Genomic DNA, 14,875 nt, shown 5'->3' with positions numbered 1-14,875 from the left:
CTGGCCATGCGCAACGCATGGCCACACGGTAACTACACCGTTGGGGCTGGCCCGCTTGACCCTCGCACTTCGAGTCGTGGGTTGAGCAGGCGGTGTCTTGCGACTGCACCTGCACGGACTTCATCATCCAACGCGAATGAGGCGGCAAGTTCGCCAAGCTGATGTGATTGCTGACCTACTGAGGTCAGATTCACGCGCGGGTGCCTGGCCACCCGAGTATCGTCATAACCCACAATTGAGAGATCGTTCGGTACGGACAAACCAAGGTCGATTGCGGCCTCAAGCACGCCGAGAGCCATCACATCGTTGTGCGTGATGATTGCCGTCGGCCGGTTCACACTACTGAGCAACTCTCGCGCCTGCACATGTGCATCGTCCTGAGTAAGTTTGCTTCGAACCACTTGAGGTTTTAGACCGGCCCCAAGCATCGAATCCGCAAAGGCGCGCTCGCGCTCTCCGTAAACTGTTTCAAACGCGGGCGCCAGAAGGCTGATGTGACGATGACCCAATTTCAATAGGTGTTCCGCAGCAAGCCGACCACCGACACCGTCGTCAGTAGCAACTGATGAGATTCCGGGAACTAACCGGGTAACGGAAATTAATGGAACAGATTTTGAAAGTCTCTGGAGCACCTCGTCGGGGAGCAGTGTTCCCGCCACCACCGCAACGTCCACACGCATATTCAGAAGGTTTTCGATGCGTTTGAGGTCATTCTCGCCGTCGGGTGTGCCGACTGCGAGAATGACCTCGATTGCTTGTTCTTGGACTCTCTCTCGAAGCCCCGAGTAGATATCAGCGAAGAGTTCGTTATAGATATCGAGCATGAACAGCCCGACTGAGTTTGTTGACTGTGATGCCAGTCTTGAGGCAATGAGATTGTGCCGATATCCGAGTGAGTCAGCCGCCGAAAATATCGCGATCTTGGCGGCTGAACTCACTCCCGGCTTACCCCGAAACGCCCTTGATACGAGGGCTCGGGAATAGCCGGAAGCGGCGGCAACGTCCTCCATTGTGGGTCGTTGCGTGCTGACGTTGGTGAAGCCCTTACCTTCGTCTCGCCGCTGGTCTTTCATGCATCCTCATCTCACGAATCTCGAATTCGAATAATCGCTCTAGGCGCGAATCTCGACCGGTTTCTGCGACTGCGCACTGTCTAGTGCGGCTTGGATCACCAGCATAGGATGCACCGTAGCCGCGAAGGTCGTTTCGATGGCCTCTTCGTTGACTGCGGCTGCAATAAACTCCTGGATTTCAGCGATAAATGCTTCCCCGTATCCCGTTCCTGTCCCACGGGCACGCATGGGTGACACATCTGCGTAGTAGGGCATATCCGGACCAGAAATCACACGTTGAGGCCCGTCTGCGCCAGCGGCAGACTTCCCTAACTCAAAAATCGAATATTCATCCGACTTCGTGGAGTCAAAGCTCACATGGCCGTCCGAGCCGAATACCTCAAAACCGAGCTGGTTCGGCGTCCCTGCGGAGACACGACTGAGCTGGACACTCGCTACCGCACCCGACTCAAATTCGAGCGTAAGCAGCGCGACGTCGTCGTTGGTAACAGGAGCAGTCTCTGTCTCGGAAGCTTTGGCTTGATGTCCGATCCCACCGGCAGGCAACGGCCGTTCCGAGATCAGCGTGGTGAGGGATGACGACAGGACAGCCTTGACAGGGCCAAGTAAATGAACCATCAGGTCAATTACGTGCGCACCGATATCAATCAGTGCACCCCCGCCAGATTTCTCTTGGCTAAATCGCCAGGTTCTAGGTGACTTCGGGTCAAGTGCGTAGTCCGCGTAATAGAACCCGCGAGCGAAATACGCGGCGCCAATCTTTCCTTGCTGGACGGCCTGTCGAGCTGCAGCAACGGCTGGCACCCTGCGGAAGGAAAAGCCAACGGCCGCCACTCGGTCACTCTCGGCAGCGATCTCCGCAAGTTCTTTGGCTTCCGCCGCGGACGTACCAAGTGGTTTCTCCGCGAAAACGTGCTTTCCGGCACGCAGTGCTTTCGCGAGGACTTCTCGGTAGACGAAGTTCGGTAGCGCCACGCTGACGGCGTCAATTGCGGGGTTCTTGAGCACTTCATCGATATCCGCTGCGGTGCGTTCAAACCCGTACCGCTCCGCAACTTGCGTGGCGAGTTCTACGTTTGGGTCCACAACGGTGTCAAGGACTACACGCAGTCCGCTCAGGTTGTCGGCCATCTGTGCATTTCGGTAACCAAAGGCGTGGGCTTGACCCGCATATCCTGCCCCGACAAGGGCGACGCGAAATTCTTTCGTCATTGAAATCTCCTGAAGTCATACCCGTTAATTCCTCAACTCTGCTTCGTCGAGCATTTCGGGGTTGATCGAAAGTGTAGAGCGCTCTACGCTATGTGTGTCAAGTTAATTCTCGAAGATGAGGCAAAACACATGCAGATTGGCTTTCTTACAGACGGCCTCGGCCATCTCCCATTCCCCCAGGCACTCGACCTGGTCAGCAAGCTCGGTTTGACGCAGGTTGAAATCGCCACGGGCAACTGGTCCTCAGCACCCCACATTGATCTCGACGCCGTCGTGAATGACCCGGCCCAAATCGCTTCACTGCGCGCCCAGATCGAACAGCGTGGACTGCACATTGAAGCCCTCAACGCAAGCGGTAACGTGCTGCATCCAGCTTCCGGCCCAGACCAGGATCGTGTGGTGCGGAAAACCATTCTGCTCGCCGAACAGCTCGGGGTCTCCAAGATCGTGATGATGTCAGGCCTTCCGGCCGTCAACCCCGGTGATCAAGTGGCTCCCTGGATCACCACTTGCTGGCCCCCAGAAAACGGTCACAATCTGGAGAAGCAATGGCAGGCCGCCGCCGAGTACTGGCAAGCACTAGTCCCCTTCGCAAACGACCATGGCGTCACCCGCATTGCCGTGGAAATGCACGCCGATCAACTCGTCTACAACGTGCCGACATTGCTTCGCCTGCGGGAGCTGGCCGGCGACACTGTTGGCGCCAACTTTGACCCCAGCCACCTTATGTGGATGGGCGCCGAGCCCATCGAATCCGTCAAAGCGCTCAAGGGCGCCATTCATCATGTCCATGCAAAGGACACGAAGATTGAGCCGCTGTCAGCAACTCGTTCACTCCTCGAAACGAACTTCTTCGATCGTCGTGAGGAACGGGCTTGGAACTACGTCACGCTCGGTGAAGGGCATCCCCGTGGTCTCGAGTTCTGGGGTGAATTCTGCGCGGCGCTGCGCACTTCAGGCTATGACGGCGTGCTTAGTATCGAGCATGAAGATGTGGCCTATGCACCGGAAGAAGGACTCGATCTTGCAGTCACCAGATTGAGAGAGGCCATGAGCATGTTGGAGCATGCCCTCTCTTAAGCAGCAGGGTGGGCGCACGACCGAATCGCGCGCCCACCCATATCGCTGTCTACCCTGTTGAAGTTCAGCTAAGCGTTCGCCTCCGCCTCAGCCTCCGCTTCGCCTTCTTCTTCGGTGTTGACGTTGAATTCCTTGCCCTTGGTAATGCGCGCCATGATCGCGGCGATCGCGCCGTCACCGGTGACGTTGGTGGCAGTACCGAAGGAGTCGATCGCGATATAGCTCGCGATCATGAGGCCGACCGCGACGTCGTCGAAGCCGAGCATGGATTGCAGGATGCCCACGGCCGCCATGATGGCACCGCCCGGAACTCCTGGCGCAGCAATCATGATCACGCCGAGCATAAACACGAAGCCGATCAGCGGCAGCAGGTCGATTCCTTGACCGGTGATAATCATGATCGCCATCGCGAAGCTGGTGATCTTGAGGGTCGAACCGGCCAAGTGGATGGTGGCACACAACGGCACCACAAACCCTGCGATGGGCCCTGGCACGCGGTTCTTGAGCGTGCATTCCAGGGTCACCGGAATGGTCGCAGCTGAGGAGCTCGTGCCGAGCGCAGTCATGTACGCGGGCATCATGTTCCAGAGCATCTTGAACGGATTCTGGTGCATGGCCCAGCCCGCGATGAGGTACTGAACCAGCAGCACCACTACCGTGAGTACGAACACGATCACGATCACACTCGCGAAGGTGCCGATCACCGTCCAGATCTGGCCATTCATCGTGAGACTCAGGAACATCCCGAAAATGTAAATCGGCAGCAGTGGGATGATGACCTTTTCGATGATCCGAACGATGATCGTGCGGAATTCAACGGCCGCTTTCTGCAGCGTTCCCTTGCGGATAAAGGTCAGACCGATGCCGATACAGAAGGACAGGACAAGCGCCGTCATGACCCCGAAGGTTGCCGGAATTTCAATGCTGAAATAGGGCGCCAGATTGCTGTCTTCCGGGTTCGCGAGCGGACCGACGTTCACCCCGGAAAGCAGTCGCGGCAACAGCATCCAGCAGACGCCCAGTGCGAGGAATCCCGCGAATAGGGTAGAGACATACGCGATCAGCGCCGTGATGCCCACCCACTTACCCGCGCCCCGGCCGAGTTCACCAATCGCTGGTGTGACGAGGCCGACAATAATCAGCGGAATGAGGAAACCCAGGAATTGCGAAAAGAGGCCATTGAAGGTCTGGAAGATTCGCGCGATCCAGTCCGGCAGGAAGAACCCAAGAATGACGGCCAGCACGATCGCGATGACGATGCGCAGCAGTAGGCCAACCTTGGGTTTCTTTTTGGTGTCTCCCGACAACTCGTAGGAGATGTTTTCCGCTGTCATTCCATAAGTCTAACCACCTTAGAATTGTCTGATGGCTGTCCCAAAGATCCTGCTTTATTACGTATTCACACCGCTGTCTGACCCCGAATCGATTCGGCTCTGGCAGCGCGACCTCTGTGAACGACTCGGGCTGCGCGGGCGCATTATCGTGTCCAAGCACGGGATCAACGGCACCGTGGGTGGCGACATTGACGCGTGCAAAATGTACGTTCGGCGCCTTCGCGAATACCCGGCGTTCAAGGACGTCGACATGAAGTGGTCCGATGGCACTGGTCTGGATGCTGATGGCTACTCGCTCGACTTCCCTCGCCTGAGCGTCAAGGCACGCGATGAAATCGTGTCCTTCGGTGCGCCCGAGCAATTGCAGGTAGATGAGGCCGGAGTCATTGGTGGTGGCAAGCACCTGAAGCCCGAGGAATTACATGAACTCCTCGCAGAAAAACCGGATGCGGTGTTCTTCGACGGTCGTAATGCGGTCGAGGCGGAGGTTGGTCGCTTCAAGGGCGCGATCGTGCCAAACACGGATACGACCCACGATTTCATCACTGAGATCGAGTCGGGTAAGTATGACGATCTCAAAGACAAGCCGGTAGTCACGTACTGCACCGGTGGTGTCCGGTGCGAGGTGCTCTCCGCGCTCATGATCGAGCGCGGATTCAACGAGGTCTACCAGCTCGATGGCGGCATCGTCCGTTACGGCGAACGCTTCGGCAACGACGGGCTGTGGGAGGGCTCCCTCACCGTGTTCGACGCCCGGGAACACATCGACTTCGCGCCGAACCCGAAGGTGATCGGTCGCTGTCACCGCTGTGAAGCGCCCACTGCCCGCCTCCAGAACTGTGACGACCCGGCCTGCCGCGAGCGCCTCGTCACCTGCGAGGGATGCGCAGACCAGGGTGTTGCTTGCCAGGCGCACGCACCCTCGCTGGCCGAGTAGGCGAAGCAAGGCCCTCGCTGGCCGAGTAGGCGTAGCCAGGCCATCGTTGGCCGAGTAGGCGAAGCCGTATCGAGGCCCGTGAACGCTCGGACGCCTCGATACCTCGCTACGCTCGTACTCGGCGAACGGGCCCAGCCTCACTACGCTCGTACTCGGCGAACGGGCCCAGCCTCACTACGCTCGTACTCGGCGAACGGGGTCGCTCGGCTGTTTGCTTGCCGATTCTTTTGTCGGCACCAGCTTCAGCCCGATTACCGCGCCGATGATGCCGATCAAAAACAACACTTTGAGCGGTGAGGCTGACTCAGCACCGGTGAGCATGGCATAGGTCACGGTCAGTGCGGCGCCGATGCCGGTCCACACCGCATAGGCAGTTCCCATTGGGATCGACTTCGCCGCCCAGCCAAGCCCGAGCATGCTCACGGTCACCGCCACAAAGAACACTACGGTGGGCACGGGCTGGCTGAAGCCCTTAGACAGCCCAAGTGCCGTCGCCCAGACGGCTTCGAACACCGCGCTCAAAATCAATACGAGCCACGGCATCTAGCTCACCGCCTTCAGGCCAGCGACCGAACCGATCAGCAATACCAACAGCGCCACTCGAATAATCGAGGCCTTCTCCGCTCCAGAAACCATCGACCACACGACGGTCAGCGTGGCGCCGATTCCCACCCACACGGCATAGGCGGTTCCGGTCGGCAGGTCGGTCATCGCGTACGCAAGCCCCACCATGCTCAGCATCATTGAAGCCAAGAACAACACGGTCGGCCACAGTTTACGGAAGCCGTTGGAAGCAGCGAGTGCGCTCGCCCAGACGGCTTCGAGCATCCCGCTAAAAATCAAAATCGCCCACGACATGCGATCAACCCTTTCGAGTCAGTCTTGTCGTGAGCGGGTACTGCTCCCTCGTCCGCCAGCCCAATCACCGGGCCACAGCAGGTAACTTTAGCAAAGCCGGTTCACGATGGCAGAGGCTGCTCAGGGAGTGCACAGCATGGATTTGACGATGGATGAGTTCGAGAAACTGGTGGTTGAAGAACTCGATCTGCTTCCGGATGAGGTCGTCGATGGACTCGAAAATTTGGTGTTCGTGGTCGAGGATCGACCCGAGGATGGCTCCCTCGACCTACTCGGGGTGTACGAGGGGTACGACCTCTTTGAACGCGCCAATTACGGCTACGGGCAGCTGCCCGATCGGATCGTGCTGTTTCGTGAGCCGCTACTCGCCATCTGCGAGGACGAAGCGCAACTCCGCCACGAGATCCATGTAACGCTCGTGCACGAAATTGCCCACTATTACGGTATTGACGACGAGCACCTGCACGAGTTGGGTTGGGCGTAGTCATCCCGCCCACCAACAGCAGAGGAATCGCCTTGGCGCAGTACCAGCCCTACCCGCAACACCCCGGCCAGCCGCAGTACAACTATGAGCGACCCGCGAGCCAGACCGACTCACTCGGCAGCTGGATGCTCGCGGTATTCCTCATGATGATCCCGATTGTGGGGTTCATCTATCTACTCGTCCTCGCGTTCGGTGGCACCGAATCAATCGCCAAGAAGAACTACGCGCGGGCGACACTGCTGTGGATGGTCATCCTGGTGGTGATCTCGATCGTGATTGGCGTGGTCATGGCAATTATGGGCGTGACGTTCTTCTCGTACCTGGACCAATCGAGTACCTCGGTGAACTACTAACCGCGCGCCTCACGCAAGAGCGAAAGCAGTTCGTCGACCCCCACATCCGGCCCGAGCGTGAAGTCAGCGAGCTGCTGCGATCGCTCCCGTGCATAGAATGCATCCTCCTGGTCTCGCCAGCCGCGCCACCAGGTTTCGTCGCCGTCACGCGTAATCGCTCGCGTGTGCCGGATGCTCTCCACCGCTTCCAGCCACACGGCCGCGTCGAGCAGGGGGCGGGATGCCTGCGAAATTGCGCCGCATCCCTCCACCACAATCAATCCGGCCGGCTGGACCTGATCGCCCGCGAGGAATAGATCTTCATGCCAATCCCAGCGATGGGTGTGCACGCTCTTGCCCTCGCGAAGCGGTGCGAGGACCTCAGTGGCAAGGTACTCCGCGCCAGCGTCCAGGCCCTCCCAGCCGGGATAGAAATTCTCGACGTGGAGGACCTGACAGCCGGTGCGTTGTTGTAGGTCGGCCGCGAGCGTGGTCTTGCCGGCGCCCGAACGACCGTCGATCGCGACGATGTGCAGGGCGGACTACTTCTTCAGTGCTTTGATCAGGCGTGGCAGTGCCCACCCCAGCGCGAGCGTCAGCGGCGTGCATACCGCCAGCAGTGCGATGAGGTTGGGGCGGAACCGCGTACCGTAGTCGTCGCCAACGTAGGCACCGAGCGGAATCGCCACGCCGCCAACGGCGCCGCCCTCGGCACGTCGGTCACTGTCGATTCCACCATCGCCTTCGGCCGAACCGCCGGCCCAAAACGCGACCGGAATCACCTGCTCGTGGCCCAGATCAACACGGTCGCCAAAGGCGAGACGGGCACCGATCCTCGAAACTGCGTCACCTGCTGAATTCAGTCGTTCACTCATACGCTTCACGCTACGGAGCTTGCATCCGTACATCCTGGAAGCGCAGCCACGCCACTCCGCGCCGAACAAGCCTGCCTTCAGGTCATCGCACACCATCCCGGCTTAGAGTGGATGCCTGATGAACGAGTCAACTATCGCTGAGACCTGGCCCGGCACCGCATATCCGCTTGGGGCGACCTATGACGGCTCCGGCACAAATTTTGCGATCTACTCGCAGGGCGCAGAGAAAGTTGAGCTCTGCCTCTTTGATGAGGAGGGCAATGAGCGAAGGCTCCGTCTCTTCGAGCAGGATGCATTTGTCTGGCACTGCTACGTGCCCTCCGTCTTACCCGGCCAACGCTACGGTTACCGCATCCACGGCCCTTATGACCCCACATCGGGTCAGCGGTTCAACCCCGCCAAGCTCGTGCTTGATCCCTACGCCAAGGCGATCAGCGGCGAGATCAAATGGGACCAGGCCGTGTTCAGCTACAACTTTGGCGACCCAGACTCCTTTAACCAGACCGATTCCGCGGCCTTCATGCCCAAGGGCGTGGTGATCAACCCGTATTTTGACTGGGCTGGCGACCGCCCGCCGCGCACTCCCTACGCCGACTCGCTGATCTACGAGGCACACGTCAAGGGCCTGACCAAGCTTCACCCCGAGATTCCGGAAGAGATGCGTGGCACCTACGCGGGAGTCGCGCATCCCGCCGTCATCGATCACCTCAAGAAAATTGGCGTGACCGCGATCGAGTTGATGCCGGTGCACGAATTCGTGCACGATTCGGTACTCGAGGAGAAGGGACTGCGAAACTACTGGGGGTACAACACCCTGAACTTCTTCTCACCACACGGCGACTATTCCTTTGCCGGCGATCACGGCCAGCAGGTGCAGGAGTTCAAGTCCATGGTGAAAACGCTGCACGAGAATGACATCGAAGTCATTCTTGATGTGGTTTATAACCACACCGCCGAGGGGAACCACCTCGGGCCTACGCTGAGCTTCCGCGGCATCGACAACGAGTCCTACTACCGGCTCGAAGAAGACCGCCGCTACTACACCGACTACACCGGCACCGGCAATTCGCTCAATATGCGCAGCCCCCACTCACTGCAGATGATCATGGACTCGCTGCGCTACTGGGTGACCGAGATGCACGTGGACGGATTCCGCTTCGACCTTGCCTCCACGCTGGCTCGCGAATTGCACGATGTCGACAAGCTCTCGGCCTTCTTCGACCTCGTGCAGCAGGATCCGATCGTCTCGCAGGTCAAACTCATCGCCGAGCCCTGGGATGTCGGCCCCGGCGGTTATCAGGTCGGGAACTTCCCGCCGCTATGGACGGAATGGAACGGAAAATATCGCGACACCGTCCGCGACTTCTGGCGGGGTGAGCCTTCCACGCTTGGGGAGTTCGCGACGCGGATCTCCGGTTCTCCCGACCTCTACGAGCACTCCGGGCGCCGCCCGGTCGCATCCATTAACTTCGTTACCGCCCACGACGGCTTCACCCTGCGCGATCTAGTCAGCTACAACGAGAAGCACAACGATGCCAACGGTGAGGAAGGCCGCGATGGCGAAAGCCACAATCGCTCCTGGAATATGGGCGTCGAAGGGCCAACCGACGACCCCGAAATCAACGCCTTGCGCGCCCGGCAACAGCGAAACTTCATTGCCACGATGATGCTCTCGCAGGGTGTGCCGATGCTGCTGCACGGCGACGAAATGGGCCGGTCACAGCACGGCAATAACAACACCTACGCCCAAGACAATGAGCTCTCTTGGGTGCACTGGGACAAGGCAGATCAGGCGCTCGTCGAATTCACCCGAGCACTCGCGCAGCTGCGCCACGATCACGCAACCTTCCGCCGCCGCCACTTCTTCAACGGCAAACCCGCCAAGCGCGGTGAAGGCCAGGGGCTGCCCGATGTCGTGTGGGTGTCTACCGAAGGTACCCAAATGGAGCACGAGGATTGGAACGAGGCCTACATCCGGGCAATGGGCTACTTCCTCAACGGGGATGCAATCGCCGGTCGCGGCACCCGCGGCCAGCGCATCACCGACCACAGCTTCCTGATCTATTTCAATGCTTCCGAACAGGACGTCGAGGTCACCCTGCCATCGGGCGAGATCACCTTCCGCTGGGAGACGCTGATTGACACCTCGGGAGTGAATACCGACAGCGATGTACGAGACCCCGGCTCCACCTTCACGATCCCGCAACGCACCATGATGGTGCTGCGCGAATACGAAGCCCCCGAAGTCGAGCCCGACCACTCGGTGGCCGCCTCGGTCGCGAACTGGACCCAGCCCATCCAAGTCATCTCCCCCGCAGTCACCGACACCGCGGAGCCCGCCCCCGAAGACTGACCCTCAACCAGCCATTTCCTAACCGCCCACGATTCTCAGCCCCCTACGATTCCTAACCGCCCCCGATTCTTAGCCGCCCCCATTTTTTCGAAAAAGGTGTAAGGACATGCGTACTCCAGCCAGTACCTACCGATTGCAGCTCACTGAAGATTTCACCCTTCACGATGCTGCGGCCCGCGTGCCGTATCTCGCGGGACTCGGGGTCGACTGGGTGTATCTCTCCCCCATATTGCAGGCCACGACCGGCTCCTCTCACGGCTACGACGTGGTTGACCCCACCCGTGTGGATGCTGCCCGCGGAGGTCGCGAGGGCCTCGAACAGCTCGCCCGCGCCGCCCACGAGGCAGGAATGGGGGTGCTGGTTGATATCGTGCCCAACCACATGGGCGTCGAAGTACCCAAGGAAAACCCCTGGTGGTGGGATGTGCTGCAGCACGGCCAGGGCTCGGAGTACGCGAAGTACTTCGATATCGATTGGGAGGCCGGCAACGGAAAAATCCGGCTCCCGGTGCTCGGCGACGACGATATGCCGACGGGTCCGGGTGAGCCCATCGGGAATCTTTGGATCGACCGCGGCGCGGGCGTGGTGCGCTACTACGACCACGAATATCCGCTCGCTCCGGGCAGCGCCGACAACGAACAGGACGATCCACGCACGGTCCTGCGCCGCCAGCACTACCGTCTCGCGCACTGGCGCGAAGGGGATTTCGCGCTCAACTACCGTCGCTTTTTCACGATTACCTCGCTCGCGGGCGTCCGGGTCGAAGATGACGAGGTCTGGGATGCAACCCACGCCGAGATTCTCTCCTGGGTGCGCGACGGCCTCGTCGACGGGCTGCGCATCGACCACCCCGATGGCCTGCGCGATCCCGCCGGCTACCTTGCCCGGCTGCGCGAGAAAACCGGCGGCATCTACGTCACGGTAGAAAAGATTCTGCATTTCGGTGAGGACCTCCCCGACTGGGCCTGCGAGGGCACGACCGGGTACGACGCACTCGGTGAATACGAGCGGGTGATGGTGGATGCGACGGCCGCGCAGGTGTTGGACGACTCCACTTCCGCACTCTCCCGCACGGACGTGGATGACTGGCCCACGCTCATCCACAAAATGAAGCGCTACGTGACCGACGGGCCGCTACGGGCCGAGATCCACTGGGTGGCGCGAGAGATCGCGCGCTCCGGTGTTGAAATCGACCAGGCCGAGGATGCACTGGCCGAGATTGCGGCCGCCTTCGAGGTCTATCGAACCTACCTTCCGACTGGGGCGGATCACCTGCGCCAAGCCGCGCGCGATGCCGCCGACTGGCGAGAAGATCTTGCCGAATCGATCGAACAGGTGCATGCGGTGCTCGCCGACCCCGAGCATCCGGCGGCGAAACGTTTCCAACAGGTGACCGGCATGGTGATGGCCAAGGCGGTGGAAGACCGCGCCTTCTACCGCTATTCGCGGCTGACCTCACTCAATGAGGTCGGCGGGGATCCATCGCTTTTCGCCATTGACGTGGCCAAATTCCACGAGCTGCAACAGCGCCGTCTCGACAATTGGCCCGCGGCACAGACTGCGTTGACCACGCACGACACCAAGCGCAGCGAGGATGTCCGCGCGCGAATTGATGTGCTCTCGGAACTACCCGAGGAGTGGCACGACCTCCTCGAAGATCTGTTAGAGATCGCACCAATTCGCAACCATGCGTTCGCGAATCTGCTGTGGCAGGCGATTATTGGTGTTTGGCCAGCCCGCCGCGAGCGCCTCGCAAACTACGCGATTAAGGCGGCCCGCGAGGCCGGTGACTACACCACCTGGACGGAAGTTGACGAAGAATACGAGGACGAGATCCTTGCGGCAGTGGACGCGGCATTCGATCACCCGGCCGCAAGGGCGCTGATCAGCAATTTCCTCGATCAAGTGCGGGTTCCCGGTTGGACCAACTCCCTGGTCATTAAGGGGATGCAGTTACTCGCCCCCGGCGTCCCGGATGTCTACCAGGGTTCCGAGCTGTGGAACTATTCGCTCGTCGATCCGGATAATCGCCGGGCGGTTCGCTGGGAGTCCCGCGAAACCGCGCTGGAAGCGGTCAACCGCGGTGCCCGGCCAGAGACCGACGAGTCCGGCGCCGTGAAGCTCATGATCACCACCGCGGCCCTGCGCCTGCGGAAGCACTTCGGGCAGAAATTCAAGGATTATCAGCCCTGGTATGCGAAGGGTGCGGCGAAGGACCACGTGATCGCCTTCGATCGCGGCGGCGTGGCCTTCGTCGGGATGCGCCGCCCGATTGGTCTAGAACGCGGTGGCGGCTGGCACGACACGAAGCTGCCGCTGCCCGAGGGCACCTGGGTGGATCAGCTTTCCGGCCGGAAGTTCTCGGGCACGGTCCCCCTGGGTGCGCTACTCAATCAGCTACCCCTGGTCATTTTGCTGCGGAGCTGAGCGCGGCTGCTACCCGCGCTTCGACAACACTAAGGAGATGCAAGAGGATGCGTGACCCCCGGTTCGATGTCTGGTCACCCTTCGCCGAGCGGATGCGCGTGCAAATCAACGGCGAGATCTACGACATGGCTCGCAGCGATGAGTCCTGGTGGCGTCCCGTGGGTGTCCCGGAAATCCCGGCGGAAGGTCCCGTCCAAGAGGCGGACTACGGCTACCTCATTGACGATGACCCGCATCCGTACCCCGATCCGCGTTCGCTACGCCAACCCCACGGGGTGCACGGGCTTTCGCGCACCTTCGATGTGAATTGGTACCAGTGGCAGGATGCCGACTGGCGGGGCCGGCAGCTTGCGGGCAGCGTGATCTACGAGCTTCACATCGGCACCTTCACCCCGGATGGCACGCTCGATGCCGCCATCGAACGGCTCGATCACCTTGTGGAACTCGGCGTAGATTTTGTCGAACCGCTGCCGGTAAACGCCTTCAACGGCGACCACGGTTGGGGCTATGACGGGGTGTACTGGTATGCCGTCCACGAACCCTATGGCGGCCCACTTGCCTATCAGCGTTTTGTGGATGCCTGCCACCAGCGCGGCATGGGGGTGATTCAAGATGTGGTGTACAACCACCTCGGCCCTTCCGGGAACTACCTCGGGAAGTTCGGCCCGTACCTCGCGAATCAGCACCAGACCGCCTGGGGCGATGCGGTGAATCTGGATGGCTTCGAATCGGACCAGGTGCGCCGCTACATCATTGACAATGTGCTGATGTGGATGCGGGACTTCCACGTGGATGGGTTGCGGCTCGATGCGGTCCATGCGCTGGTCGATACCCGCGCCACCCACATTCTCGAAGACATCTCGATGGAAGTGGACGCGTATTCCGCTCACCTGGGTCGACCGCTCAGCCTGATTGCCGAATCGGATATGAACGCACCGCGCATTATTCAGCCCCGGATGACCGGAGGCTATGCGCTGACGGCTCAGTGGTCGGATGACTTCCACCACGCCGCTCACGTCACGCTCACCGGCGAGGTGGATGGCTACTACGAAGACTTTGCTGAGACTCGCGGTCGCGGCATGGGAGCGCTCAAGAAGGTGCTCACCCGCGGGTTCTTCCACGATGGCGCGATGTCCACCTTCCGGCGCCGCCATCACGGCCGCCCTCTCGCGCCGGAGTTGAACGCCTGGCGACTGGTCGCATCCACCCAAAATCACGACCAGATCGGTAACCGTGCCACCGGTGATCGGCTCTCCGAGACCCTGTCTGCGGAGCAGCTCGCGCTGGGCGCGACATTGCTCATGTGTTCGCCGTTTACGCCGATGCTGTTCATGGGTGAAGAGTGGGGTTCAACGACACCCTTCCAGTTCTTCACCGCTCACCCCGAGGAGGACCTAGGTCGCGCCGTTACCGAAGGCCGGGTACGGGAATTCTCCCGCATGGGTTGGGGCGAACAGGATGTCCCTGACCCGCAAGACCCCGAAACCTTCCGTCGTTCAAAGCTCGATTGGATGGAACTCGATAAGCCCGAACGCGCGGAGCTGCTGGAACTCTACAAACGACTGATTGCACTGCGGAAGGCACATCCGGAACTCACCTCGCCGTGGCTGGCTGAGGTCGCAGTGGAATACGATCCGCAAACCGGGCTCTTCGCGTTTTGGCGCGGAGACCTCGAAATCGTGCTGAACTTCTCGGACGAGGAGCAGCACACCGCACTCGATGTGGATGTGCGCTGGACCGAATACCGCGAGCTGCCGCGCATTCTCTTCGCCACGAACGAAGCTGTAACGCTCGACGGTGAACGAGCCACGCTCCCGCCGCACAGCGCCGCGGTCTTTGGGCCAACGCCCGAGTAACCGGCGACCGCAGCGCGCGGTCACGCACCAGGCACCGCCAAGTCCGCCAGCCG

The 14,875-nt window shown here is 60.4% G+C and carries 14 protein-coding genes and 1 riboswitch; of the genes, 7 read left to right on the top strand and 7 right to left on the bottom strand.

Annotated features, from left to right (window positions below):
* Positions 1 to 32: 32 nt before the first annotated feature.
* Together F8O05_RS09580 and F8O05_RS09575 are read right to left on the bottom strand one after the other, a co-directional pair.
* Positions 33 to 1,073: a LacI family DNA-binding transcriptional regulator gene (locus tag F8O05_RS09580; RefSeq protein WP_158052504.1), complete on the bottom strand. Its 1,041-nt coding sequence runs from the start codon at positions 1,071 to 1,073 to the stop codon at positions 33 to 35.
* Between the two features lie 39 nt (positions 1,074 to 1,112).
* Positions 1,113 to 2,285 carry a Gfo/Idh/MocA family protein gene (locus F8O05_RS09575; RefSeq protein WP_158052503.1) on the bottom strand — a complete coding sequence of 391 codons (1,173 nt, stop codon included), beginning with the start codon at positions 2,283 to 2,285 and terminating at the stop codon, positions 1,113 to 1,115.
* A gap of 129 nt (positions 2,286 to 2,414) precedes the next feature.
* Between F8O05_RS09575 and F8O05_RS09570 the strand changes: the two genes are divergently transcribed.
* Complete coding sequence (locus tag F8O05_RS09570; RefSeq protein WP_158052502.1) at positions 2,415 to 3,365, top strand: sugar phosphate isomerase/epimerase family protein; 951 nt, start codon at positions 2,415 to 2,417, stop codon at positions 3,363 to 3,365.
* A 68-nt stretch (positions 3,366 to 3,433) separates the two neighbouring features.
* On the opposite strand, the gene F8O05_RS09565 is transcribed toward F8O05_RS09570, so the two are convergent.
* Positions 3,434 to 4,699 (bottom strand): dicarboxylate/amino acid:cation symporter, encoded by a 1,266-nt coding sequence (locus tag F8O05_RS09565; protein WP_158052501.1) that lies wholly within the window; start codon positions 4,697 to 4,699, stop codon positions 3,434 to 3,436.
* A 31-nt stretch (positions 4,700 to 4,730) separates the two neighbouring features.
* On the opposite strand from F8O05_RS09565, the gene trhO reads away from it, so the two are divergent.
* Entirely contained in the window at positions 4,731 to 5,636 is a 906-nt protein-coding gene (gene trhO / locus F8O05_RS09560) for an oxygen-dependent tRNA uridine(34) hydroxylase TrhO (protein ID WP_158052500.1), read from the top strand.
* Between the two features lie 174 nt (positions 5,637 to 5,810).
* Here the strand turns inward: trhO and F8O05_RS09555 are convergent, their stop codons facing one another.
* The gene (locus F8O05_RS09555) at positions 5,811 to 6,179 is read right to left on the bottom strand and encodes a DMT family transporter (protein ID WP_158052499.1); all 369 of its coding nucleotides are present in this window, start codon (positions 6,177 to 6,179) and stop codon (positions 5,811 to 5,813) included.
* Positions 6,180 to 6,494, bottom strand: a complete 315-nt coding sequence (locus F8O05_RS09550; RefSeq protein WP_158052498.1) for a DMT family transporter — start codon at positions 6,492 to 6,494, stop codon at positions 6,180 to 6,182.
* Positions 6,495 to 6,506: 12 nt separating this feature from the next.
* Positions 6,507 to 6,572: riboswitch (guanidine-III (ykkC-III) riboswitch) on the bottom strand.
* Positions 6,573 to 6,630: 58 nt separating this feature from the next.
* Between F8O05_RS09550 and F8O05_RS09545 the strand changes: the two genes are divergently transcribed.
* Positions 6,631 to 6,978, top strand: a complete 348-nt coding sequence (locus F8O05_RS09545; RefSeq protein ID WP_158052497.1) for a metallopeptidase family protein — start codon at positions 6,631 to 6,633, stop codon at positions 6,976 to 6,978.
* 32 nt (positions 6,979 to 7,010) lie between these two features.
* Complete coding sequence (locus tag F8O05_RS09540) at positions 7,011 to 7,331, top strand: hypothetical protein (RefSeq protein WP_225735829.1); 321 nt, start codon at positions 7,011 to 7,013, stop codon at positions 7,329 to 7,331.
* Here the strand turns inward: F8O05_RS09540 and F8O05_RS09535 are convergent.
* On the bottom strand, positions 7,328 to 7,723 hold the full coding sequence (locus F8O05_RS09535) for a uridine kinase family protein (protein WP_404811371.1): 396 nt from the start codon (positions 7,721 to 7,723) through the stop codon (positions 7,328 to 7,330). The genes F8O05_RS09540 and F8O05_RS09535 overlap by 4 nt on opposite strands.
* Before the next feature lie 129 nt (positions 7,724 to 7,852).
* Complete coding sequence (locus F8O05_RS09530; protein ID WP_158052495.1) at positions 7,853 to 8,185, bottom strand: hypothetical protein; 333 nt, start codon at positions 8,183 to 8,185, stop codon at positions 7,853 to 7,855.
* 118 nt (positions 8,186 to 8,303) lie between these two features.
* On the opposite strand from F8O05_RS09530, the gene glgX reads away from it, so the two are divergent.
* The 3 genes from glgX to treZ all read left to right on the top strand — a co-directional run bounded on the left by glgX (position 8,304) and on the right by treZ (position 14,822).
* Positions 8,304 to 10,538: a glycogen debranching protein GlgX gene (gene glgX, locus F8O05_RS09525; RefSeq protein ID WP_158052494.1), complete on the top strand. Its 2,235-nt coding sequence runs from the start codon at positions 8,304 to 8,306 to the stop codon at positions 10,536 to 10,538.
* Positions 10,539 to 10,644: 106 nt separating this feature from the next.
* Positions 10,645 to 12,966, top strand: coding sequence for a malto-oligosyltrehalose synthase (treY, locus tag F8O05_RS09520; protein WP_158052493.1), 2,322 nt, complete (start codon positions 10,645 to 10,647; stop codon positions 12,964 to 12,966).
* Positions 12,967 to 13,013: 47 nt separating this feature from the next.
* Positions 13,014 to 14,822 carry a malto-oligosyltrehalose trehalohydrolase gene (gene treZ, locus F8O05_RS09515; protein WP_158052492.1) on the top strand — a complete coding sequence of 603 codons (1,809 nt, stop codon included), beginning with the start codon at positions 13,014 to 13,016 and terminating at the stop codon, positions 14,820 to 14,822.
* Positions 14,823 to 14,875: the final 53 nt, after the last annotated feature.

This window comes from Gulosibacter chungangensis, assembly GCF_008831155.1.
Lineage (GTDB): Bacteria > Actinomycetota > Actinomycetes > Actinomycetales > Microbacteriaceae > Gulosibacter > Gulosibacter chungangensis.
This window is presented reverse-complemented; position numbering and strand designations above follow the sequence as displayed.

What these genes read in the sequence shown, in the direction of transcription:
- F8O05_RS09580 (WP_158052504.1), bottom strand. Translation starts at nt 1,073, where the DNA reads ATGAAAGACCAGCGGCGAGACGAAGGTAAGGGCTTCACCAACGTCAGC.
- F8O05_RS09575 (WP_158052503.1), bottom strand. Translation starts at nt 2,285, where the DNA reads ATGACGAAAGAATTTCGCGTCGCCCTTGTCGGGGCAGGATATGCGGGT.
- F8O05_RS09570 (WP_158052502.1), top strand. Translation starts at nt 2,415, where the DNA reads ATGCAGATTGGCTTTCTTACAGACGGCCTCGGCCATCTCCCATTCCCC.
- F8O05_RS09565 (WP_158052501.1), bottom strand. Translation starts at nt 4,699, where the DNA reads ATGACAGCGGAAAACATCTCCTACGAGTTGTCGGGAGACACCAAAAAG.
- trhO (WP_158052500.1), top strand. Translation starts at nt 4,731, where the DNA reads ATGGCTGTCCCAAAGATCCTGCTTTATTACGTATTCACACCGCTGTCT.
- F8O05_RS09555 (WP_158052499.1), bottom strand. Translation starts at nt 6,179, where the DNA reads ATGCCGTGGCTCGTATTGATTTTGAGCGCGGTGTTCGAAGCCGTCTGG.
- F8O05_RS09550 (WP_158052498.1), bottom strand. Translation starts at nt 6,494, where the DNA reads ATGTCGTGGGCGATTTTGATTTTTAGCGGGATGCTCGAAGCCGTCTGG.
- F8O05_RS09545 (WP_158052497.1), top strand. Translation starts at nt 6,631, where the DNA reads ATGGATTTGACGATGGATGAGTTCGAGAAACTGGTGGTTGAAGAACTC.
- F8O05_RS09530 (WP_158052495.1), bottom strand. Translation starts at nt 8,185, where the DNA reads ATGAGTGAACGACTGAATTCAGCAGGTGACGCAGTTTCGAGGATCGGT.
- glgX (WP_158052494.1), top strand. Translation starts at nt 8,304, where the DNA reads ATGAACGAGTCAACTATCGCTGAGACCTGGCCCGGCACCGCATATCCG.
- treY (WP_158052493.1), top strand. Translation starts at nt 10,645, where the DNA reads ATGCGTACTCCAGCCAGTACCTACCGATTGCAGCTCACTGAAGATTTC.
- treZ (WP_158052492.1), top strand. Translation starts at nt 13,014, where the DNA reads ATGCGTGACCCCCGGTTCGATGTCTGGTCACCCTTCGCCGAGCGGATG.